The 21,141-nt window shown below is 69.5% G+C and carries 25 protein-coding genes and 2 pseudogenes; 17 read left to right on the forward strand and 10 right to left on the reverse strand.

The genetic code is table 11. The annotated features are described in order from the left end of the window. Window positions 1-18: 18 nt before the first annotated feature. Window positions 19-288: a hypothetical protein gene (locus ACFYYJ_RS04630; RefSeq protein ID WP_389128429.1), complete on the reverse strand. Its 270-nt coding sequence runs from the start codon at window positions 286-288 to the stop codon at window positions 19-21. 66 nt (window positions 289-354) lie between these two features. Between ACFYYJ_RS04630 and ACFYYJ_RS04635 the strand changes: the two genes are divergently transcribed. The 3 genes from ACFYYJ_RS04635 (at window position 355) to ACFYYJ_RS04645 (ending at window position 2,573) form a co-directional block, all read left to right on the forward strand. Continuing rightward, the gene (locus ACFYYJ_RS04635; RefSeq protein ID WP_389128431.1) at window positions 355-600 is read left to right on the forward strand and encodes a hypothetical protein; all 246 of its coding nucleotides are present in this window, start codon (window positions 355-357) and stop codon (window positions 598-600) included. 834 nt (window positions 601-1,434) lie between these two features. After that, entirely contained in the window at window positions 1,435-2,301 is an 867-nt protein-coding gene (locus ACFYYJ_RS04640) for a universal stress protein (protein WP_389129042.1), read from the forward strand. Next, window positions 2,298-2,573: a hypothetical protein gene (locus tag ACFYYJ_RS04645; RefSeq protein WP_266607101.1), complete on the forward strand. Its 276-nt coding sequence runs from the start codon at window positions 2,298-2,300 to the stop codon at window positions 2,571-2,573. The genes ACFYYJ_RS04640 and ACFYYJ_RS04645 overlap by 4 nt, the downstream gene beginning before the upstream one ends. Window positions 2,574-2,694: 121 nt before the next feature. Here ACFYYJ_RS04645 and ACFYYJ_RS04650 read toward each other — a convergent pair whose 3' ends face one another. The 4 genes from ACFYYJ_RS04650 to ACFYYJ_RS04665 form a co-directional block, all read right to left on the reverse strand. Then, window positions 2,695-3,606 (reverse strand): universal stress protein, encoded by a 912-nt coding sequence (locus ACFYYJ_RS04650; RefSeq protein ID WP_389128435.1) that lies wholly within the window; start codon window positions 3,604-3,606, stop codon window positions 2,695-2,697. Window positions 3,607-3,875: 269 nt separating this feature from the next. Then, on the reverse strand, window positions 3,876-4,778 hold the full coding sequence (locus ACFYYJ_RS04655; protein ID WP_389128437.1) for a universal stress protein: 903 nt from the start codon (window positions 4,776-4,778) through the stop codon (window positions 3,876-3,878). Window positions 4,779-4,835: 57 nt separating this feature from the next. Then, window positions 4,836-6,428 (reverse strand): oleate hydratase, encoded by a 1,593-nt coding sequence (locus ACFYYJ_RS04660; RefSeq protein ID WP_389128440.1) that lies wholly within the window; start codon window positions 6,426-6,428, stop codon window positions 4,836-4,838. Between the two features lie 320 nt (window positions 6,429-6,748). After that, window positions 6,749-6,949 (reverse strand): hypothetical protein, encoded by a 201-nt coding sequence (locus ACFYYJ_RS04665; protein WP_389128442.1) that lies wholly within the window; start codon window positions 6,947-6,949, stop codon window positions 6,749-6,751. A gap of 317 nt (window positions 6,950-7,266) precedes the next feature. Here ACFYYJ_RS04665 and ACFYYJ_RS04670 point away from each other — a divergent pair, with 317 nt between their 5' ends. Continuing rightward, window positions 7,267-7,905 (forward strand): hypothetical protein, encoded by a 639-nt coding sequence (locus ACFYYJ_RS04670; protein WP_389128444.1) that lies wholly within the window; start codon window positions 7,267-7,269, stop codon window positions 7,903-7,905. A gap of 252 nt (window positions 7,906-8,157) precedes the next feature. On the opposite strand, the gene ACFYYJ_RS04675 is transcribed toward ACFYYJ_RS04670, so the two are convergent. Beyond that, window positions 8,158-9,312, reverse strand: a complete 1,155-nt coding sequence (locus ACFYYJ_RS04675) for a tyrosine-type recombinase/integrase (RefSeq protein ID WP_389128446.1) — start codon at window positions 9,310-9,312, stop codon at window positions 8,158-8,160. 93 nt (window positions 9,313-9,405) lie between these two features. Here ACFYYJ_RS04675 and ACFYYJ_RS04680 point away from each other — a divergent pair. Next, window positions 9,406-9,573 (forward strand): annotated as a pseudogene (locus tag ACFYYJ_RS04680) (pirin family protein); the annotation flags it as partial. Window positions 9,574-10,285: 712 nt separating this feature from the next. Here ACFYYJ_RS04680 and ACFYYJ_RS04685 read toward each other — a convergent pair. Continuing rightward, window positions 10,286-10,762: a DUF5994 family protein gene (locus tag ACFYYJ_RS04685; protein WP_389128448.1), complete on the reverse strand. Its 477-nt coding sequence runs from the start codon at window positions 10,760-10,762 to the stop codon at window positions 10,286-10,288. 292 nt (window positions 10,763-11,054) lie between these two features. On the opposite strand from ACFYYJ_RS04685, the gene ACFYYJ_RS04690 reads away from it, so the two are divergent. From ACFYYJ_RS04690 to ACFYYJ_RS04720, 7 genes are all read left to right on the forward strand, one after another. Beyond that, complete coding sequence (locus ACFYYJ_RS04690) at window positions 11,055-11,630, forward strand: DUF5994 family protein (protein ID WP_384579402.1); 576 nt, start codon at window positions 11,055-11,057, stop codon at window positions 11,628-11,630. Window positions 11,631-11,635: 5 nt separating this feature from the next. Further along, window positions 11,636-11,824 (forward strand): hypothetical protein, encoded by a 189-nt coding sequence (locus ACFYYJ_RS04695; protein ID WP_384579403.1) that lies wholly within the window; start codon window positions 11,636-11,638, stop codon window positions 11,822-11,824. Between the two features lie 99 nt (window positions 11,825-11,923). Continuing rightward, window positions 11,924-12,193 carry a hypothetical protein gene (locus tag ACFYYJ_RS04700; protein ID WP_384579404.1) on the forward strand — a complete coding sequence of 90 codons (270 nt, stop codon included), beginning with the start codon at window positions 11,924-11,926 and terminating at the stop codon, window positions 12,191-12,193. Between the two features lie 46 nt (window positions 12,194-12,239). After that, complete coding sequence (locus ACFYYJ_RS04705; RefSeq protein WP_384579405.1) at window positions 12,240-12,512, forward strand: hypothetical protein; 273 nt, start codon at window positions 12,240-12,242, stop codon at window positions 12,510-12,512. Window positions 12,513-12,556: 44 nt separating this feature from the next. Further along, window positions 12,557-12,682, forward strand: coding sequence for a hypothetical protein (locus ACFYYJ_RS04710; protein ID WP_384579406.1), 126 nt, complete (start codon window positions 12,557-12,559; stop codon window positions 12,680-12,682). 210 nt (window positions 12,683-12,892) lie between these two features. Next, window positions 12,893-13,249 carry a PRC-barrel domain-containing protein gene (locus ACFYYJ_RS04715; protein WP_389128453.1) on the forward strand — a complete coding sequence of 119 codons (357 nt, stop codon included), beginning with the start codon at window positions 12,893-12,895 and terminating at the stop codon, window positions 13,247-13,249. 25 nt (window positions 13,250-13,274) lie between these two features. Beyond that, window positions 13,275-13,448, forward strand: a complete 174-nt coding sequence (locus tag ACFYYJ_RS04720) for a hypothetical protein (RefSeq protein ID WP_384579408.1) — start codon at window positions 13,275-13,277, stop codon at window positions 13,446-13,448. Here ACFYYJ_RS04720 and ACFYYJ_RS04725 read toward each other — a convergent pair. Further along, entirely contained in the window at window positions 13,394-13,720 is a 327-nt protein-coding gene (locus ACFYYJ_RS04725) for a DCC1-like thiol-disulfide oxidoreductase family protein (protein WP_389128456.1), read from the reverse strand. The two genes, ACFYYJ_RS04720 and ACFYYJ_RS04725, sit on opposite strands and share 55 nt — an antisense overlap. Window positions 13,721-14,735: 1,015 nt before the next feature. Between ACFYYJ_RS04725 and ACFYYJ_RS04730 the strand changes: the two are divergent. Both ACFYYJ_RS04730 and ACFYYJ_RS04735 read left to right on the forward strand, forming a co-directional pair. Continuing rightward, a pseudogene (locus ACFYYJ_RS04730) lies at window positions 14,736-14,897 on the forward strand (pirin); the annotation flags it as partial. Window positions 14,898-15,141: 244 nt separating this feature from the next. Then, window positions 15,142-15,747 (forward strand): hypothetical protein, encoded by a 606-nt coding sequence (locus ACFYYJ_RS04735; protein ID WP_389128459.1) that lies wholly within the window; start codon window positions 15,142-15,144, stop codon window positions 15,745-15,747. Window positions 15,748-15,783: 36 nt separating this feature from the next. Here ACFYYJ_RS04735 and ACFYYJ_RS04740 read toward each other — a convergent pair whose 3' ends face one another. Together ACFYYJ_RS04740 and ACFYYJ_RS04745 are read right to left on the reverse strand one after the other, a co-directional pair. Then, window positions 15,784-16,971 carry a sensor histidine kinase gene (locus ACFYYJ_RS04740; protein ID WP_389128461.1) on the reverse strand — a complete coding sequence of 396 codons (1,188 nt, stop codon included), beginning with the start codon at window positions 16,969-16,971 and terminating at the stop codon, window positions 15,784-15,786. A gap of 78 nt (window positions 16,972-17,049) precedes the next feature. Then, the gene (locus ACFYYJ_RS04745) at window positions 17,050-17,703 is read right to left on the reverse strand and encodes a response regulator transcription factor (RefSeq protein ID WP_385127084.1); all 654 of its coding nucleotides are present in this window, start codon (window positions 17,701-17,703) and stop codon (window positions 17,050-17,052) included. A gap of 266 nt (window positions 17,704-17,969) precedes the next feature. Here ACFYYJ_RS04745 and ACFYYJ_RS04750 point away from each other — a divergent pair, with 266 nt between their 5' ends. From ACFYYJ_RS04750 to ACFYYJ_RS04760, 3 genes are read left to right on the forward strand one after another with little or no spacing between them, the layout of a single operon-like run. Next, entirely contained in the window at window positions 17,970-19,127 is a 1,158-nt protein-coding gene (locus tag ACFYYJ_RS04750) for a peptidoglycan-binding protein (protein WP_389128464.1), read from the forward strand. Further along, window positions 19,124-19,912 carry an ABC transporter ATP-binding protein gene (locus ACFYYJ_RS04755; protein WP_389128467.1) on the forward strand — a complete coding sequence of 263 codons (789 nt, stop codon included), beginning with the start codon at window positions 19,124-19,126 and terminating at the stop codon, window positions 19,910-19,912. The genes ACFYYJ_RS04750 and ACFYYJ_RS04755 overlap by 4 nt, the downstream gene beginning before the upstream one ends. Continuing rightward, the gene (locus ACFYYJ_RS04760; protein WP_389128470.1) at window positions 19,909-21,114 is read left to right on the forward strand and encodes an ABC transporter permease; all 1,206 of its coding nucleotides are present in this window, start codon (window positions 19,909-19,911) and stop codon (window positions 21,112-21,114) included. The genes ACFYYJ_RS04755 and ACFYYJ_RS04760 overlap by 4 nt, the downstream gene beginning before the upstream one ends. Window positions 21,115-21,141 lie beyond the last annotated feature (27 nt).

A 21,141-nucleotide genomic window follows, 5' to 3' on the forward strand; every position in this document is an offset into this window, starting at 1 on the left:
CAACGCGGCCTTCGTCGTCTACTTCAGCAGGCCGCTCAGGCCGGAGGCATCGGTCGGGGTCGGCGACAGCCCGGAAACGAGGCCGGTGGCCTGCCGCTTCGCGTCGCGGACCGTCGGGGCGAGGAAGCCCAGAGACAGGAGGTTGTCCAGACTGAGTGGACCGGCGGAGGAGTTGATGCCCTGGGGCGCAGCGGCGGGAGCGGCTTGGGCGGCAGGCGCGGAGATGAGCCCGAGGATGACGGTCAGGGGAGCGCCTGCCGCGATGCGGGCAGCGGCGTGGTGGGCCATGACCACCCCAACGCTGCTGGCGTCGTCCGGTGAGGCACGAGCTACACGTTCGAAACCACTGTCGACGTGGCGGCCGACGCTCCCTGCACGGCCACCAACACCGCCAGCGTGCTTGACCTCGGCGCCCCCGGCGGCGACTCCGTGCATGACCGGACCGCCATCACCGGCGGCGACTGCGACGGCAGCAACGGTGATCGTGGGTCGATCCTTCCCGTCAACCTCAATGGCGTTCTCCCGATGTTCAACGACATCAGCACGAACAACAACACAGTCCTGGAGCCGCCAACGCCAACAAGCAGACCTTTGGGCTGAACGCCCCCTGATGCGAGTGACGTCCTCCTGACCCTCCGGGGAGATCGTCGCCCACCTCGCTGAGGTATGCGGCACGGAGATGTCCAAGAAGGCCGTTTGCGCCATTACCGACACGGCCCTGGACTTGATGGGGAACGGCGCACCCGTCCGCTCGATGCCACGTATTCGGTCGTGTTCACCGGCTGGATGCAAGCAAAGATCAGAGCAGTCTGCCTGGCAGTTGCGGCGCTTCCGCAGTCCGCAGGAATCGCTTCCGCCACCCCTGCGCCTGGGCACCGCAGAGGCCGAGCACGTCGTGCGCCGCTGCACCCGCGGCAGGCCGTTGAACCGGCCGCCGCCGAATCCGCTATCCGGCGGTCGGCCGCGTACGGGCATGGGGCGGCCCCAGGCGGTGGCCCGGGGCCGCAGGCTGGCTGGGTGGGTCGGTCAGGGGTCGAGAACATCTCGGCTCCAATGACCACCGCGCGTTCATTGGGGTGGGATGCGGCGAGGATGTCGCGGGCCGTCTTGAAGGCGTCGAGGAACCCCGCGCATGCTCCGCCGACATCGGTGGCCCAAACCCGGTCTGCGCCGAGACGGTGCTGTACCCGGCAGGCTGTGGCGACCGCGAGCTGATCGGGTGCGCTGCCGAGCCGTCCGACACGGTCTTGTGGCAACGGTCGAATTCCATATGGAGACGAGTAGAACCCTTGGTGGGGACCTTCGGCCCCGACGAGGTACCTAGGGCCCCTCTTCTGTCCGGCGCTGGGGTGTCAGCGTGGAGCTGCCCCCAATAGCGGTCGGCGAGGAGGAGCTATCGAGAACAACAGCAGAAGTCCGGACCTCGGATCGGTCATCGTCGGTGTCGATGGGTCCGAGCCTGCCCGGTGGGCGGCGCTCTGGGCTTCGGACGAGGCTGCGCGGCGCCGTCGCCCCCTGCACATCGTGTACGGGTCTGACGTCGACGGCCGGGTCCTCGAGCTTTCGGACGACGACATGGAACGGGTCCGTGTCGCAGGGCGTGAACTGCTGGACGTTACGGCCGAGGCCGTGCAGGCCCGGCATCCCGCGCTCTCGGTCACGACGGAGTTCAGCCGTAGCGGGCCTGCGGTGAGCCTGCGCCGGGCCGCGAGCGACCGCGGGACCCTCGTCGTCGGCAACCGGGGACCGGGCGGATTCAGCTCCTTGACCCTGGGCTCGGTCGGCCTCAAGGTCGCTGCGGACGCTCGTACCCCCGTGATCGTCGTGCGGGGGAGCGAGCACGAGGCCGTGAACGGTGTCGTGCTGGCCGCCGTGCGCGACGAGCGCGATCTCCATTGCGTCCGTCACGCCGCGCGTGAAGCCGAGCTGCGCAAGGCCTCGCTTCGGCTGCTGTACGTACAGGGCGTCCTGCAGTCCGTCGTCTCCGCGGCGGGAGCAGCCGATGGCCAGAACGGGGTCGCCGGCCACCGTGGGCAGAGCTTGAAGGTCGTAGCCGAGCAGATCCGGGCCGAGTGCCCCTCGCTGACGGTCCAGGCGGACGCGGAGAGGAGTGTGTCCGTCGCCGGGGTGCTGGTGGAGGCCTCCCGCCATGCCGATCTGCTGGTCATGGGTGGGCGCCGTTCGCCCGGCTACCTCGGGCGCACCCTGGGGCGCGTGACGCACAGCCTGCTGCACCATGCGCACTGCCCCGTCGAACTGATCCCGCGGCACGCCGACGAGCCCAGGAGCGAGGCGTCATGACGACCACTGAGATGGCCACCACCGAAGCCGGCGAGATTCTCGTCCGCATTGACCCGGCGGAAAACTGGTACGCGAGCCTGGCTCGGGCGGCAGCCGAGGCCGAGAAGCGCGGGCTGGGGCTTCGCCTCGTCCTCACCACGGCCCCTCAACAAGATCTGCCCCCTGCCACCGAGAGCCGAAGTGCCACGACCGGCCAGTGCCCCTCAGAGGCGGAACGGTGGGGCGAGGAAGACGTCCGCCGTGAAGAACGAGACACAGGCGGAACGCAGTAGCGCCAGGCAGACGCCGAGCCCGGCCGGTGGACATCACCCGGCCGGGCTCGGCGCGCATGGGTTGCTCCCAGGTCTGTGGTCAGCCACGGACGGTCAGGGCAACCCGGCACACGTGATCGCTTCAAGCGTGGGGTACGACCGCGACCGGGGCTGTGGCGTGGTGGAGGACAGCGTGGGCGACCGGGCCGAGATGGGTGCCGAGGGCGGAGCGGCGTATCCGCCGGCCGACGACGACCAGTGAGGCGTCTGCCGAGGCTTCGACGAGCTGGTTGGCGGGTTGCCCCGCCGAGCAGTCCACTTCGACACGGACTTCGGGGTACTTGTCACGCCAGGGCCGCAGTTCGTCGGCGAGCGCCGTCGCCGTGGAGGTCGCCATGCCGTCCCGTACCACGGGCGCGAGCAGCGCCGGGTCGAACGCGAAGGCGGGCGGCATGCTCCAGCGGTGGATCACACGCAGTGGGGCCCGGCCTACGGACGCCGCGTCGAAGGCGTGGTCGAGGAGCTCGGCAGACGGGTGGGAGAGGTCCAGCCCGAGCACGACAGGCCGGTCGTTGTCTTTCCGTGGTGCGTCACCATCAGACGCGGGCAGGCAGTCGGCGTCCAGCCAGGCGCCCGGCCGCACGACCACGACCGGGCGCTTGGCCTGGGCGAGCACGGCCTGGGAGACGGATCCGACGAGGAATCCTGTCATCGCCCCCAGTCCGCGCGAGCCGAGTACCAGTACCTCGGCCTCCTGTGCGGCAGCGACCAGGACGGTCAGCGGCCGCCCGTCCACCTGCTCCGTGGTGATCTCCAGGCCGGGGTGTCGCTCGGTCAACTGCAACGCGACCTCCCGGGGGATGCGCTCACCCCAGTACTGGGGTGACGGGGTGGCCTCGGTCTGCGACGCGTATCCGTAGGGCGGGATCCACTCTTCCATGGCGTGCAACAGCTTGAGGGGGAGCCGGCGCCGCCGGGCTTCCCGGGCGGCCCACTCGGCGGCGGCAAGAGATGCAGGGGATCCGTCGATTCCCGCAATGACCGTACGTGACATGGTGTTTCCTCCGGAGCCTATGGGGCGAGTACCGTCGTCCGTCGCCGGCGGTGTGTGTCCCACCCTTCCGTTCCGTACCGTGGGGGAGCGATGGTCCAGGAGACCCGGGGAACGGGCCGAACGTCCCTCGTCGCCCGGCCGGACAGTGGCTGTGCCGGACACGGACGTGCGCGGTGCCCACACCAGTCACTGAGCACCTGGTACGCGAAGCGGCCCGCGTCCCTCACAGAGGGAACGCGGGCAACGGCGATGCGGAGCGCTGTGAATGGTCAGTCGTGGGGGATGACGGCCACCGGCGTCCGGCAGTGGTGCAGGACCGCACGGGTCACGCCTCCGGTGTGGGGACCGAGCCGGGATTGGCGGTTGCGGCGGCCCATGACGAGGAGGCCGGCCGTGTGGGAAGCCTCCACCAACCGTCGCGCGGGGTGGCCGGGGCGGATCTCCCCTGTGACGCGCAGGCCGGGGTACGCATGCCGCCACTGCTCGATCACCTGCGTCAGGTCTCGTGCGGTCCTCGCGTCCGCAGCTCCGGGCGCCATGGCCGAAGCGGTCAGTGCCGCATCGCTGCCGAGCCCCCGCTGGGTATGCGGGCTGTGTACGACTCGCAGGGGTACACCGAGCCGGTGGGCCCGGGAGAAGGCGTGGTCCAGAACTTCGTCGCACGGGTGCGAGAGGTCCAGGCCGAGGACGATGCCGCCGTTCGGGATCGGAGCGCGGCCCGGAACCAGGACGACAGGATGCCGGGTACGGGCGACCACGGACAGGGCCACCGAACCGGACACGAACCCGGCGACCCCGCTCAGACCGCGGGAACCGAGCACCAACAGCTCGGACTCCTCGGCGGCCCCGCACAGAACGGTGGCCGGCTCGCCGCACAGCTCCTGCGCGACCACGTCCAGGCCCGGATGCGTGCGCCGTATCCGCTCGGCCGTGGAGCGCGGGTCCACGTCGTACGGCTCCTGCCGGGTGCGAGAGCCGATGAGCGGTGAATGGACGTCCGGTTCCAGGCCCCACACGTGCACGAGGCGAAGGGCGAGACCGCGTCGGCGCGCTTCGTCCGCGGCCCAGGCGACGGAGGCCAGGCTCTCGCGGGATCCGTCGAGCCCGACGGTGATCGCCCGGGACCGGCGGACCCCGAGATCGGGTGGAGAGGTTGGCGCGGGGTGGAACACGGAAGGACCTCCGGTCTGAAACGGCGAGCCGTGCTGTTGGGAGAGGTGAGCCGCAGCTCAGGCGAAGACGGCCTTGAGGGCACGCAGTGCCGTCAACGGGTCGGACAGCGCGTGGTAGACGGCCGGAACCTCCTTGTCGACGCCCAGCAGTTCGTACACCGCGTGCATCGCCCCGCGGACGGAGTACTCGACGGTGAAGACGACGTCTTCGGGGATCTCGGTGAACTGCCCGAGGAAGGCGAAGTTTGTCGACCCGGAGGGGATCACCAGCGGCCGGTCGTGGATGTCACGGCGCTCGAACTGGCTGGTGATGTAAGGCATCATCACCGTCGTGACGGCAGTGGTGGCGCACACCTCGTCGGCGATGTCGTCGAAGCCGAGGTGCCCGAGCAGTTCGACGAGGATCTCCTGTCCCGTGGCCTCCGACATCCTCTTGCCGGTCAACTCGCCCGGTTCGTCCACGAACAGCCCGTACCCCCAGAGGGTGAAGACGTCCTCGGGCTGGCCGGCGAAGTGCGGCTGGTGGGGCACGACCACCGACATCAGCCAGCGCGAGTCCTTGAACGTCATCAGCGCCCCCGTGCCGGGGGCATTGCCGGAGAACTCCTCGATTCGCTTGAGCAGCGCCGGACTGCGCATCGTCAAGGTGAACGACTCCCACTTGGCCTCGTCGACGTTGCCGTTGAAGGCCCCGGGCCGACCGAAGTCCGGAGCCTTGCGGGCCAGCGTCTCCCACAGGTTCCAGGCCCCGTCGCGCTTGTCGCGGACCAGCTCGGGGACGGTGTCGTCGCCTCCGTAGCGGGCGTCCGCGGTCATGGAGCCGATGGTGATGAACGCGTAGTCCTGCGGCCCGATTCCGTACGATCCCGCTGTGCCGTCCCGCTCGAAGAGGATGCGCTCGGCCCGGCGCTCGCCGGCCTCGCCGACGGCGAACTCCACGTCGGTGACTCGGATTCCGTGCTCGATGCGGACTCCCTGCCGTTCCAGCCACGCCTGTACCGGCAGAACGATCGAGTCGTACTGGTTCAGCCGCGTGCGTCGTACTCCGGCGAGGGTGTGGATACGGGGGAGTTCCTGGAGGAAGCGCAGGAAGTAGCGCTTGAGCTCGATGGCGCTGTGCCAGTTCTGGAAGGCGAAGGTGGTGCGCCACATCGCCCAGAAGTTGGTGGTGAAGAAGTGCTCGGAGAAGAAGTCCTCGATCCGGCGCGCGCCGATGACGGACTCGGGCAAGGCGAGCAGACGGGCCATCTCCACCCGGTCGGCAGTGGTGAAGCCCAGCTCTGAGGCGTCGAGGATTCGGCCGGAGGCGTCGATGAGCCGGGCGTTGGCGTGGGTGAGCCAGCGGGCGTTGAACTCCTCGGTCTCCTGCAGGACGGACACGTTGTCGTTGCCGAGCGTGGGGATCGCCGCCAGGAGGTTCCACAGGCAGACGTAGGCTTCGTCCTCCAGCATCCGGCCACCCCGGGCGACGTAGCCGGTGTCCGGTGCGCCACTGCCGTCGAGTGCGCCGCCGGTCTGCGGCAGTTCCTCGAGGATGCGGATGTTCTCGCCGGGCATCCCCGCGTCCCGTACGAGGAAGACCGCCGCGGCCAGCGAGGCGATGCCTCCGCCGACCAGATAGGCGTGGGAGTTCTGGGTTTCGTTCGTCATGGCCATGCCCTTCGAAGGGCGAGGTGCCTCCCCGCCACTCCGTCCAGTCAACTCCCCTGCCAGCACGTCCCACAGGAGCCGAGGGGCCTGGTCGCCAGGTCCGTTGGTCCCTCCGGTGCTGCTGGAGATCTCGTATCCGGGGGACGTACACGTGCCCCGCCTTGCGATGAGTCGCGTGTCGGCAGCCGGTCCCTCACCGGGGCAGCTCCGGCCAGCTCTCCCAGGCCAATGCCTCCTTCCTCGCCTACTTGCCGACCAGCGCCCGGCCAAGATGCTGTCCGGCTGGCTCCCGAGGGCCCTTCGGCCCAGGGCGGGGACGATCACAGTCCTGTCGACCTTCCGGTACCACTGCCCTGACGGTCCAGGCTCGTGGCGGCAGCGAGAGCGATGAGGCCGACGCCCATCATGATCAGTCCGACGAGCGGCCGGTCGGCGGTGCGCCATTGCCAGTCGACAGCGAACGTGAGGATGGCGCCGAGACCGATCGATGTGATGGCGCCGATGGCAAGGAGACCGGCCATGGCACTCACCTCCCTTGTCCGTCGTCCACGAGACTCCTTGCCTCGTGCAGACCTCACTGTTCCGAAGGGTGCAGCGGGCTCCCAGGGGCCTGTCGGCCCCCTCTCTCGGCCAACAGGGCCTTCACCGCAGCGAGAGCGAACCTTCCGGCCCCCCCGCACTCTGCCCCCGCTTCCGAGATCGGCGGTGAACCGCGCGGCTCTGAGGGACCATTGGCTGCGCGGCGTAGGCCGTCCGCCCCCATGGCCCGCGCCCTCCGTGCGGGGACATTGGCCATGGGCACGCACAGGGCCTGCCCATGAGGAAAGGTCCCTACGACATGGCTCTCAACCAGCACCAGCACCAGGGCCAGCACCGTCAGCCGGGAATGCGCTTCGCCGGGTGGCGCAAGGCCACCTCGGCCACAGCGTCCGGTACCGCGGCTGATGAACTCACCACGCCTCTGACCGTCGCGCGGGTCGCGGCAGCGACCCGGCTGCTGACCGCGTTCACGTTCCTCTGGGCTTTCGGTGACAAGACGTTCGGCTGGGGATACGCGACCCCGGCGGGTAGGGGATGGGTCGATGGCGGGTCTCCGACCAAGGGCTTTCTGAGCCACGTCTCTGCCGGGCCGCTGGAGGAGACGTTCCATTCCTGGGCCGGGGCGGCCTGGGCCGACTGGACCTTCATGCTGGGACTGCTCGGCATCGGTATCGCTTTGGCGAGCGGGGTCGCTCTACGTGTCGCGGCTGCTGCGGGCACCACGATGATGGCGCTCATGTGGGCCGCCGAGTGGCCCCCTGCCAGGCACCTGTCGGACGGCAGCCTCAGCATGTCCACGAATCCGTTGGTGGACTATCACGTCCTGTACGCGGCGGTCCTGGTGACCATCGCGGCGTTCGGAGCCGGCCGTACCTGGGGCCTGGGCAGCATCTGGCAGAGCCTGCCCCTCGTCCGAGGCAAGCGCTGGCTCGTTTGACGTCACCGGAGGAGGACCCGGGGCCGTCGCGACAGTGGCGGCCCCGGACCGCCTGTACTGAGTCGCACGGCACCGCCGGTGCTGCCCGGAGCCTCGTCGCGGCCGACCTGTCTGCCTGGCGCACTCCGCCTGGCCTACCGCGTAACCCACGGATGCATCCGTCATCTTCCGGGAGCGGTCGCGCGTGTCGTTGGTTGGTCGCCAACCTGTTCTCGATGGCACCTCATGTGAAGCGTTTGCCCTACGAAGGCATCACGCGGCCAAGCCGACGTCGAGGATCTTGGCGGCTTTGCCGATGGAGCCGGGCATGAGGTGGCGGTAGATCTTGAAGGTGATGTCGAGGCTCTTGTGGCCCATCCATTCGGCGACGTCGGTGATGGGGATGCCGTTGGTGAGGCAGTTCGAGGCGAAGAAGTGGCGGAGGCTGTAGATCACCATGCCGTCGGGGACGTCCACCTCGCCGGCGCGCTTGATGCGCTGCCACTGGTTCTGGAGGTAGTAGGCGAGGAACGGCTTCGTGGGGTCCATGGGGTGGCGGAGGAGGTAGCCGTCGACCGTGCCGTGTTTGTCGGCGTACCACTCGATGGTCTCGCGGACGCGGGCCGGGAGGGGGACGTCGCGGTAGTCGGTGGGCTTGCGGTGCTTGAGGCGGCCGTAGGTCTTGGTGGTCTGGTTGACCTGTTCGGTGATGCGGTAGACGTCGCTCGCGACGAGGTTGTTGAGGTTGACGGCGAAGGCCTCGCCGTTGCGCATGCCGCAGCCGCTCATGAGGTCGGCGATGAGGAGGAACCGGTCGTCGCCGGCGGTGCGTATGTCGCGGAGCTGGGCGGGGGAGGGGATGACCGCGCGTTCCGGGTCGTACTGCGGGGGCTTGACGCCCAGGACGGGGTTCTCGGTGTAGATGCCGAGTCGGTAGGCGTCCAGGAGGATCGACTTGACCTTGTCGAAGGCGTTGGACTGGGTGGCGAGGCCGGCGCCGTTGCGTTCCATGGTGCGGATGAAGCCGTCGACGACCTTGTGGTCGAAGGTGCTCATCCGGCGGCTGCCGATGGTCGGGAGGATGTGGTGCTCGAGCAGGGACTCCAGGGTGCGGAGCGAGGACTCGGCGAGGTCGCGCTGGCCGGCCTTCCACTCCGCGGTGTACTCGCGGAACTGCATCGCGCCGTACTTCTGGATGCGCTCGGCCTTGCTCTGGTTCCTGGGGGCTGCCTTCTTCTCCTGGTAGACCGTGGTGAGGCGGTCGATCGCCTTCTCCTGGGTGGAGAAGCCCGCCTCCTCGGTCTGCTTCCCCGCCGCGCTGCGGTAACGGATCTTGTACTCGTGAGGACACTTCGACCAGCGGGATGGGGCGTGCTCGCAGTCCTTGTAGAAGGTGCCCATGCCGTGGGCGAGCGACTTCGTTGCCATGCGGTGCGGGACTCCTCGGGCGCCAATGCTGACCTTTTGCTGACGCTGGAGGGCGCAATGCGTTCCTGACCTGAACGAAGACGGATATCTCGTGTTACGTTCTGGAACTGGATCGGACGGTCACACGATGATATCGCGCAGGCCCGAGAAGACTGGATGAATGGGACGAGGTTTGGTGAAGTGAAGGGCTATGACGGCCCTCCGATTCCCTCCCCGGAACTGCCTCCGACCCACCTGAAGCCCAGGGGAAGGCTGCGTTGACCTGCTGCTTTATGCAGGCCTGGGCTGGGTGCGGTGCTCGCACCCAGTGCTCCGCTTCCGGTTTCGGAAGGGAGGTTGCCGGACGTGGTCCGACAGCCTCCGGTGCCGGTGGTCGAGTCTCACGTGTTGCAAGCTGTAATCAACTTTGGTCGGACGGATGCTGACCTTTTCTGACTTTGCTGACGAGTAGTCAGATCTGGTCTCGGGCTGCGTTGAGTTGCCTTGCCTGCAAAGGACAGTGGCGGCGGCCGTTGCGCCGTCGGCTCCCACGACCTTCCCGGCGGATCCGGCCGAGGCGTGCGATCCGTCGCCGAAGTGTGTTCGTGGGTGCGTGGCGGATCTTGTGTACAAGTGACAACGGCCTCGCTCGTCCCGTCGTGTCCGCCAAGCGGTCACGGAGGGCCGTGTGAGTGCGGGAGGCCTCCGGCTCCGGGGTGACTGGACGTTCCAGGGGAGTGCCCTCTTTGAGGAATCGGGCGACCGCGTCCATGCGGTCAGAGAATCCGAGCAGTGTGTGGTCCGCCAAGAGGTCGAGATGGTCGGCGGGCCAGGTCTGCGGTTTGCCCTTCAGTAATACGAGGCGCTGTAGAGCCCTTCTCCTGCGTGCTACTGGCTGTGGTCGGGGTCGTGGCGTCCGTCGGCCAGGTGTATGGAGTGCCCGGCTGGTCTGGCCATCCGCTCTTCAGCGAACTCCCAGTTCGACGGCTTGGTCCTATTCAGGTTCGGGTGTGGTGGCGATGAGGATCTGAGCGGCCTCGGTGGTGTTGTCGGCGTGGACGGCGCGGGCCATCGCTTCGCGGGCGGCGTCGGCGGTTGTGTCCGGGGGAACCACCAGCAGGGCGAAGTGGTCGTTGTGGCCGCGGGTGATGAGGACGGTGTCGTCGCCGACCGGGTCGGAGTCGAGGTGCACGACCTGGTCGTCGATGACCAGGCGGGTCGGCAGGCCGTTCCAGGCGGATGCGTCCACGCCCACGCGGGTGATCGGCCCGAGGTGCCCGGTCAACACGCTGATCAGCGCGGGCAGCTCGGTCTCGATGTCGCGGGTGCGGGGCCACCACGCGCCGTCGAGGCGCCCCTCCCGGGACCGTGTGGTCTCCAGCCGCAGCAGGGCCGTGCCAGGTTTGACCGCCTGGTGGATCGCATCCGGCAGGAGCAGGGGTGGCCCGTGGGGAATGTCGGAGTCAGCCATGTGGATCCGCCCGTCAACGGGGTGCAGCCGTCCCGTCGCAGGTCAGCACCGGTGCCCGGCCGACGGCGCACTTGAGCTTGCCGCCGTTCCACGGTACTCCCGTCGCCCGCACCGTCGCTCTCCACAGCCCCTCCACTGGAAAATACCTGGTCAAGGCGGTCATAGTCCGCCGAACAGGCGTACAGTGAAAGCACCGGAAGTACTTCGCACACCGGCTTTCACGCGGGTGTCATTTCCGGCGATCGCCTAAAAACCGGGCTGCCGACGGGCAGTCCGGGGGCAGGTCCACATCATGACCACGACCTTCGAACGGACCGCGCCCCGCGACCTCGCCGCAGAGCTTCCGGCTCGCTTGTCCCTCACCCCGAAGACCACGCTCGCCGGCCAGCTGGACGGTGCCTGGTGGCCCTACTCCCGGGATCTCGAAGCCGAGCTCCCGGTGTTGGTGGCTGCCCTGGACGAGCCCTGGGGGCGCGTCACCCGCGTCACCGTGAACCCCACCCGCTGGCCCGTAGTACCGCACACGGTGCCCATGGACGGGCGCATTCTGCACGTGGGCTGGTTCACCGAACAGGACCCCGACAAGCTGATCCTGCTCTCCTACACCGTCGGCCGCTGGGACCTCCTCGTCATCCCGCCCGAGACCGCACCCGCATCCGCGGCCCGCCTGATGGCCGCCGCGGCGATCCCGGGCAGCGTCCTCACCGCGGGCGTGCTGATGGCCAACGAAGCCGCCGTTGGGCGTGGCATCCGCGACGCCGGTCGCCGGGAAGACACCTGGGAGGGCGAAGGCGGGGCATGTATGTCCCCCTTCGGGAACCGGATGGACCGAAGCACCCTGCCGCTGCCCGGAAATGGCTGGCGGTGAGCTCCGTGGAGACCATCGTCCTCATCGCTGTGATCATCGTCGCGATCGCCGTCGGGATGCGCTGGATCCACCTGCTGAACGCGCAGCACGATGCGCGGATCGCGGCCTACCACTTCAGCGACCCCCTGCCGAGACCTCCCGGTCTGCCGGACGACACCGGTCGTCGAGCCCACCACACGGGTGCCGACCGGTGAGGAACAGACCTTCCTCCGACCGGGGGCAGCGGTTGGGGTGCCACGGCGCCCCGACCCGCCGGCCTCTCGCCCCCTCCGAACGAAAGGGAACACGCCCCCGTGAAGTACATCGAGACCCAGACACTGCCGTCGCTCGGGCACGCCGAGGTACGGATCATCGCGCACACGCCCGAAGCCGCCCGAGCAGTCGCGGAAGCCCTCCGCGGCTGCTTCGCCGGAGCGGAACAGCGCAGCTATCCCGGCCTCGACGGCGACACCCGCCTCCACCTCACCGTGGACACGGCAGCACCCGCTGGCCCCGCCCGTTCGTGGCTGGCCGCCAGCCGGACCCCCGTCGGCACCGGCGCCCACTCCGACGAGATCCGCTAAGCCCCTACTGGCCCCGGAGTGCACCCGCACACGAAAGGACGCGGTCATGGCCACACTGCGCGAACGCAAGACCTACCGCGAACAGGTGCTCCGGGTCCTGTACGAAGCCGTCGAAGGCAACCGACTCCTCGGCATCACCGGAGCACAGCTGCGACGCGACCTCCACGTACCGGAACAGGACCTGGCCGCCGCCTGCACCTACCTGGCCGGCGAAGGACTGATCACCGTCGACTGGGAACCCGGCAACACCCCCGCGATGGTCACCCTCACCCACGAGGGAATCCGGCACATGGAGTCCGAGGAGGAAGAGCACGGCTGAATCCCCTTGCGCACACGTGAAGTGACACGTCGTGTGAGGTCAGCATGGGCGGGAGGAGCCCGCACTCCCACGCACCGCGCCCCCGCGGCAAGAGCCCCGGCGAGCTCAAGCGGCGCCGTGAGGAAGACCGGCTCCGCGACGAGCGCCGCCTGCGCGACGAGGGCTTCTGAGCAGAACCACATCCCACGTACGTAGGGCTCCGGCCAGGCGCCCCGTAGTCACCCGGCCGGGGCTCTGTCACGGTCCCGCCCAACCGCCTGTGCACCTGTCCGGCATTCTTGGTGCAGCGGGGTGCCCAGGCTGGCGCGGGCGGGCCATGCGGGGCAGGCTGAAAGTAGCCACGCCTACCGGCACGCCGCTGCGGGAAAGGGGCGCTCGGGATGATCCAGATCGCGGATATCCGGGAGTGGCGCACCCACGACGTCGTCGACGCCGCAGGCCACAAGATCGGCACGCTCGAGGCCGTCTACGTGGACACCAGCACCGACGAGCCGGCCATGGCCACCGTCCAGGTCGGGCTTCCCACCCGCCACCGCCTCGTCTTCGTCCCCTTGAACGGCGCGATCGCGGGACCCGGCTACGTCAAGGTTGACTACGACCGGTCGCTGGTGAAGAAGTCTCCGGCGATCGGCGTGGACGACGTCCTGCCCGCCGAGGACGAGGCCGCGGTCTTCGCGCACTACGGCCTGCCCTACCAGCCCGGCGCGAACGGCGAGCGGCAGCTCGCCCGCCGCTGACCGGCCCATCGAGGAGGTGCCCGGCATGACGCTCTTCCTGATCCTCGTCATCGTGGCCATCGTGCTGGGCATCATCGGCGTCGCCGCCGAAGGACTGCTCTACCTGCTCATCATCGGTATCGCGGTCTTCGCTGCCGCCCTGATCTACCTGGTCCTGCACCTGCGGCGCTCCGGCCGCCACCACCGCACGCTCCGCTGAGACAGGCTTCGGCCACCAGCCTGCCGGGCAGCGATGCGGCGGCCGTCGCCGCTCGTCAACGACACCCCGACTCGCAGAGAGACGGCCGACAAAAACCCTTGGCAAAGGACCTCGCGGTCGGCTCTGTCTTCGGTGACATTCAGGGCGGCGAGGTCGGCGTACTGCCAGGGGACGAATTGCACACGCGGCTGGATGATGCGCCGAACAATCTCGATTGTTCGGCCACAAAAGCCGCAGTCTCCGTCAAACAACAGAACGGGCTGGCTTGCCATCTGGGCTCCCCTTCATCGACGGGCTGCCTTGAAGAACCTCAGTGTGCGGTGATCAAAAGCCGATTGGCGAGCAACACGACCCACGGGGCGTCTGCTGATCCGGCCGCCGCCGGAGAGTGGGTCGTACATGAGCGCTCCGGCAGCGGCGGATCACCGTGCCGCCGGGGTATCGGGCCGCCGTGTCCGGACGGCGCGCGCGAGGACGGCTTGGACGATCACTGTGTACCGCGCGACGAGGGCTTCCACGTACGCCACAATGCGTGGCGCCGACGGCACGGAGACATCGCCTCGACGTGGGCGCCAACCGGAACGTGAACTCGATCCTTCACATCGTGCGCGTCACCCAGGTCAGGTGCCACGAGCTGGCACGCTCCTACGTCGCGAGGAAGATCGCGGAGAATGGAACGGAACGCGAAGCCCGCCGGTCCCACAAACGTCAGCTCGCCAACGTCATCATCCGCCACATGTGGGAAGACGAAGCCCGTCGCCGCACCCGGCCAAGCACTCTCGCCGCAACCGGTTGGAGCTTCGAGTTGTACGCGATCCAGCGCCAATACAGACGGACCTCCCACCCACTCGACGGCGGCACCTCACGAGCAGAACCAGAAGCGGTCATCACCCACTCCTACCGTGCCAAGGCTGGCCCGCGGCGCAGACCCACTGAGCAGCCCGCCGCCGCTGAGCGGCCTTCAGTCGAGCCACCTCGCAGAGGCCGGGGAATGGGCATGCTTGCAGGCGGCGGCGCTGACTTCGATGGGGGATACGTGAGACGGGCGTCTACTGACGCCTCTGACCGGTGCTGCGTCTCCAAATTCGAGGCCGGCCCTGGTTCCGAGGCTTACGGGACGCGAACCAGCGATCTTGTTCGGCGGTCCGTTGCGGGTTCTGCAATCCAGTTCCGGGAGGGACGAATCTTCCTGGTTGTGCCGCTGGCAAAGCGCTCTGATGCTGACTTTTGCTGACTTTGAAGGACTCGTAACGCTCTGACCTGCGGAAACGTCGGGCGATCCAATGGTTCTGGAACTGGATCGGCCGGAGCAACGAGGAGATCGTCCAGTTCCGCAAGGACTGGATGGAGGGCAACCGCTACGGCGAAGTGAAGGGCTACGACGGCCCTCCGATCCCGGCTCCCGAGCTCCCGCCGGTGCCGCTGAAGGCACGCGGTCGGGTGCGCTGATCAACCTGGGGTGCTCACGTGATCCCCTCCGCATGGGGGCCTGCCGACGCGGCAGGCCCCTTTTCGTGTGCGTCCGACTGTCGAATCGCGTCGGTCGGACGGCTGCGCGACCGCTCGCGGACCGGCGTTGGTGATACCTCCCCGAAACCCTCTGATCCGTAGCGTTCGATCAAGAGTCCCGGCTCCGTCCGCGCCCGGTCGTGGACGGAGCCGCCGGGAACGTCCACGAGAGACGGAGATTGACATGCAAGGTGCCTCTGGCCGCGGTCGCCCGAACAGCACGAGCACCGGTCGGTCGCGGCGGGCCCGGAAGCTGGTGGCCTCCATGGCCGGGGTGACGACCGTCATGCTGTTCGCGGTCGCGTGCGGCGAATCCGGCGGCGGCGCCGGCGTGGCCGCTCCGAGCGCCTCCAAGGGGGCGGCTTCCGGCGACAAGAAGAGCACCCTCGCGTACGCCAAGTGCATGCGCGAGAACGGAGTCGCCAACTTCCCCGACCCCAACGCCCAGGGCCTGCTCGACATCGACGGCTCCGTCGACATGAAGTCGGCGCAGTCCCAGGCCGCGGACAAGAAGTGCAAGGAACTGCTGCCCGCGGTCGACGCCGCCCCGCCCGCCGGGGTGGCGGAGGCCTCCCTGGCGTACTCCAAGTGCATGCGGGAGAACGGGGTCCCCAAGTTCCCCGACCCCAACGCCGAGGGCGGGCTCGACGTCAACGGCGAAACGCTGGGAGTCGACCCGCAGGGCCCGGTCTTCAAGGCGGCCGACACGACGTGCCGGCCGATCCTGGAGAAGGTCGCCGGCGGCCCCAGGCAGTTCCGGTCCGGGGGACCCGGACCGGCGCCGCAGTAGACGGCCCGCCCGGCATCACGCGCCGTACCCCTACCGTCAGTGCACCGACAGGGGTGGCCGGCGTCGGGCGGGCGGTGCGGGTTCGTGCGTGGTGGGGAAGGCGACGGTGACGCTCAGGCCGCCCCCGGGCCTCGTGGAGGTGGTGAGGTCGGCGTCGTGGGCGTGGGCGATGGCCTGCACGATGGACAGGCCGAGCCCGAGGCCTTCGGCCCGTGCGGCCCGGGTGGCGCCGAGCCGCTGGAACGGCTGGAAGAGTCGGCCGACGGCCTCCGGCGGCACCGGGGGACCGGTGTTGGTGACGGTGAGGACGGCGTGACCGTCCACGGTCCCGGTGGTGACCCGTACCTCACCGTGAGGGGTATTGTGCCGCAACGCGTTGTCCACGAGGTTGACGACGAGGCGTTCGGCGAGCGGCCGGTGCCCCAGCGTCGCTGCCGTCGCCAACGACGTGTGGACCGTCACGGTCCGCAGCTCCGCCTCGTCGGCCCGCGCCCCGACGACCTCCCGGACGATTCCCGTCAGGTCGAAGGGCCGGCGGACCTCGATGCCCGCGTGACTGCGGGCCAGTGTGAGGAGCGCCTCGATCAGCCGTTCCTGCTGGGCGCCGGCGGCGAGGATGCGTTCGTGGGCCTGTCGCAGGGACTCGACGGTCGCCTCGGGGTCGGACAGGGCGACCTGGCCGAGGGCCCGCTGTCGGGCCAGCGGCGTACGCAGTTCGTGGGAGGCGTTGGCGACGAACCGGCGCTGCGCCTGGAACGAGTCCTCCAGCCTGGCCAGCAGCCCGTCGAAGGTGTCGCCGAGTTCCTTGAGTTCGTCCGAGGGCCCGTCGAGGGCGAGTCGTTGGTGCAGGCTGGTCGCCGAGATCTCCTGCGCCGCCGCGGTGATCGTCCGCAGCGGGCGCAGCATGCGGCCGGCGACGATCCAGCCGAGCACGATGGAGACCACCAGCATGAGGGCCAGCGCGATCCCGGACTGGACCAGCAACTGGTGTTTGACGTCCGCGATCTGGCCGGCCATGGCTTCCCGGGCCTGGTCCGAGAGCGTCGTCAGGTCGCTCTGTCTGCTCGGGGGCGGCTGCGCGGGGATGACGCCGGGCTCGGTGGCCGCTTCGTTGATCGACAGTTCGGGCGGCCGCCCGCCGATGGCCCGCTGCACCAGGACGTAGGTGACGCCCAGCAAGGCGGCTCCGGACAGGACGAAGAGCCCCCCGTACAGCAGGGTCATCCGCAGGCGCACGGTGCGGCGGGGTAGACGTCGGCGGGCCCTGTACCCCGCGAGACGGGCGATGGCAGGCACGGGCCCTCAGATCCGGTAGCCGCGTTTGGCGACGGTCTCGATGACCGGCGGGTTCCCGAGCTTGGCCCGCAGCCGGCTGATCGTGATCTTCACGGCACTGGTGAAGGGGTCCGCGGCGTCGTCCCAGACCCGCTCCAGGAGCTCCTCGGCCGGAACGGCGCGGCCCTTGGAGGCCAGCAGCACCTCCAGGACGCCGAACTCCTTCGGCGCGAGCTCCAGTTGCCGTTCCCCCCGGCGGGCGTCGCGCCGGGCGGTGTCCACGACGAGGTCCCCGTGCCGGAGGACGGGCGGTACGGCGGGATGCGCCCGGCGTGCCAAGGCGCCTATCCGGGCGATCAGTACGGGGAAGTCGAACGGCTTGGGAAGGTAGTCGTCGGCGCCGATGCCGAGACCGTCGACGAGGTCCTCCGCGGTCGCCGCGGCGGTCAGCATCAGGACCCGGCTCCGGTTCCCGGCCGCGATCAGCTCCGAGCACACGGCGTCACCGTGCATGCCGGGCAGGTCCCGGTCGAGCACGATCACGTCGTAGTCGTTGCACATCGCGCGTTCGAGACCACCGGGCCCGTCCAGCGCCACGTCGACGGCCATCCGCGCGCGGCGCAGACCGACGGCCACCGTCTGGGCCATTTCCTCGTCGTCCTCCACCACGAGCACCCGCACTGGTCGCCCTCTCTCCGCCGGCACATCGGACACGCTCGTCCAGGAGCGAGCTTCCAGGATGTTCTACCAGCGGTTTCCGCACGGTTTCGCCCGGAAGTACGCATTCCGGCCCGGCCGGAGGCACGAAACGCTGCCGAAACCGCCGCGCCCGTAGAAACGAAGCTGCCGGGAATCCAGCGAGCAACGGAGAGTCGAATGGCTGTCATCGCCAGCAGTGCGGCCGGTCGGAATGGGGCCGGGAAACGGCGGATGCGCGGGAGCGGTTCGTGACTGCCACTCAGATCCCTGCGGACGCGGACGCCGTCGATCCGCCGACCGGTCAGGAGGTGCGCCCCCGTCGGCCGCGCCGGCGGGTCAGGGCGGCCGCGATCGTGGTGGCCCTGGTCTCCGTGGGCGGTGCGGCGGGGATCGCCGCCACCGATCCGTTCGACGCGAGGACGAAGGACGACGCCGCCATCGCCAGTGCCGCTTCCGCGACCTCCCTCGCGAAGGTGACCCGCGGCAGGCTCTCCGCGCGGACGTGGCAGAACGGGACACTCGGGTACGCGGGCGACCATCCTGTGGTCAACAACGCGAGCGGCACGGTCACGCAGCTGCCCGCCGTCGGCGAGGCGATCGACCAGGGCAAGGCCCTGTACCGGGTGAACGGCAAGCCGGTGGTCCTGCTCAAGGGATCCGTTCCGCTGTACCGGGATCTGTCCCGCGGCATGGAGGGCGCGGACGTCGAGCAGCTGAACGCCGCCCTCGTCGCGCTCGGTTACGCCGGCAAGGACGAACTCGATCCCACGTCGGACTACTTCAGCCGGGCGACCCGCCGGGCCCTCATGGAACTCCAGGACGCGGTCGGCCTCAAGGAGACCGGGCAGCTGACGACCGCGGAAGCGGTGTTCCTGCCGGTGGACGTACTCAGGGTCACCAAGGTCGACGGGATGGTCGGGGGCGCCGCGGGAAGCGGCGGGGTGCTGATGAGGGGCTCCTCGACCGAGCGCCGGGTCGCCGTCGCGCTCAACGCGAGCCGGCAGGCTTCCGTGAAGGCCGGTGACAAGGTGCTGATCACCCTGCCGAGCGGCAAGAGCACCGAAGGGGTGGTCTCGGCGGTCGGCAAGGTGGCGACCAAGACGGACCAGAGCATGACCGTCGAGGTCCTCGTCCAGCCGCTGGACGCGTCGGCGACCGGCGAACTCGACCAGGCGCCCGTACAGGTCGCGATCGTGTCCGAGACCGTGGACGACGTACTGGCGGTCCCGGTGGAATCACTGTTGGCGCGCGCCGGCGGTGGGTACGCGGTGGAGGTCGTCGACGAGGACCGGAAGCACACCCTCGTCGCGGTGACCACGGGGCTGTTCGACGACAGTGCCGGCACCGTGCAGGTCACCGGCGAGGGCCTGCTCGCCGGTCAGAACGTGGTGGTGCCGGGCTCATGACCCGTACGGATACGGAGACGGAAGCGCGCGTGGGCGGAACACGGGAGACGGCCGGGCCGGTCCTCCAGTTGCACGAGGTGTCCAAGGTGTATCCGGGCGCGTCGCCGGTGGTGGCCTTGGACAAGGCGGGCTTCACCGTCCACCGCGGCGAACTGGTCGCCATCGTCGGCCCGTCGGGTTCGGGGAAGTCGACGCTGCTGCAGGTCATGGGCAGCCTCGACCGCCCCACCTCGGGAACCGTCCGGATCGTCGGTGACGACGTCGCCGCGATGTCGGACCGCGAACTGGCACGACTGCGGGCGACCCGGATCGGGTTCGTGTTCCAGCAGTTCTTCCTGGCCCGCCACGCCACCGCCCTGGAGAACGTCGCCGACGGAATGCTGTACTCGGGCGCCGGGCACGGCGAGCGGCTGAAGGCGGCGGCCGCGGCGCTGCGCCGGGTCGGGCTCGCCCACCGGGCCGATCACCGCCCGCCGGAACTGTCCGGAGGCGAACGCCAGCGGGTCGCGATCGCCCGGGCGCTGGCAGGCAACCCGGCGATCGTGCTGGCCGACGAGCCGACCGGCAACCTGGACAGCGTCAGCGGGGCCGCCGTCTTCGAGCTGTTGAAAGAGCTCAACGCCGAAGGCACCACCATCGTGGTGATCACCCACGACCGCGAGCTTGCCGCGCGGATGCCGCGCCGCATCGAGGTCCTCGACGGTCGCATCGTCGCCGACGTCGCCGACGTCGCCGACGTCGGCTCGGACGGCGAGGCCACGACCACGGAAAGGCACCTGCCATGACCACCACGACGGCTGCCCCTCCCGGCCGGATGCGTCCGGGCGATCTGGCCCGAACCGCGAGTGTCGGGCTGCGGACGAGGCGGATGCGGGCCGCGCTGTCGGCCCTGGGCATCGCCATCGGCGTCGCCGCCATGGTGGCGGTGATGGGGCTCTCGGCCTCCTCGCAGGCCGGACTGCTGGCCGAGATCGACACGTTGGGCACCAACCTGCTCACCGTCACCCCGGGCCGGGTCCTCGGTGGCGGGACCGCCGAACTGCCCGTCGACGCACCGGCGATGATCGGCCGGATCAAGTACGTCGAAACGGTCCAGAGCACCGGCAAGACCGATGCCAACGCGTTCCGCAACCCCTACATCCCGGGCGTCAACACCAACGGCATCTCCGTGAACGCCGCGAGCCTGGACCTGCCCGAGGCGGTGCGCACGTCCGTCGCCCAGGGCAAGTACCTCAACGCGGCCACGGCCGAGCAGCCGGTCGCCGTGCTCGGTTCGGCCGCCGCCGGCCGCCTCGGCATGGACACCGTGCATCCGGGGACGCGGATCTGGGTCGGCGGGCAGTGGTTCCACGTCGCGGGGATCCTCAACCCCGCGACCCTGGCGCCCGAGATCGACTCATCGGTGCTGGTCGGCTTCCCGGCCGCGCAGAAGTACCTGAACTTCGACGGCCACCCGTCCATGGTCTACGTACGGGCCGACACCGACCACGTCGCCGGGGTCCGGTCCCTGCTGGCCGCGACGGCCAACCCGGCGAGCGCCGATCAGGTCAGCGTCAGCCGGCCCTCGGCCGCCCTGGAGGCCAGGGCCGCGACGCAGTCCGCGCTGGGCGGCCTCTTCCTGGGCCTCGGGGCGGTGGCCCTGCTCGTGGGCGGCATCGGCGTGGCCAACACCATGGTCATCTCCGTCCTGGAACGCCGCTCCGAGATCGGCCTGCGACGGGCCCTCGGAGCGGCCAAGGGGAACATCCGGCTGCAGTTCCTGTGCGAGGCGATCCTGCTCGCCGCGCTCGGTGGCGTGGCCGGAGTGGCGTTGGGCACCGTCGCCACCGCCGTCTACGCCAACGTCAAGGGCTGGGCGACCGTCGTTCCGGTACTCGCCTGGGGAGGCGGACTCGGCGCGGCCATCGTGATCGGCGCGGTCGCCGGACTGCTCCCCGCGTTGCGCGCGGCCCGGATGCAGCCCACCGAAGCCCTGCGCACCGCATAGGAAGCCGCCGGTAAGGGCCGTTTCCCG

The organism is Streptomyces sp. NPDC002467, assembly GCF_042889825.1.
Taxonomy (GTDB): domain Bacteria; phylum Actinomycetota; class Actinomycetes; order Streptomycetales; family Streptomycetaceae; genus Streptomyces.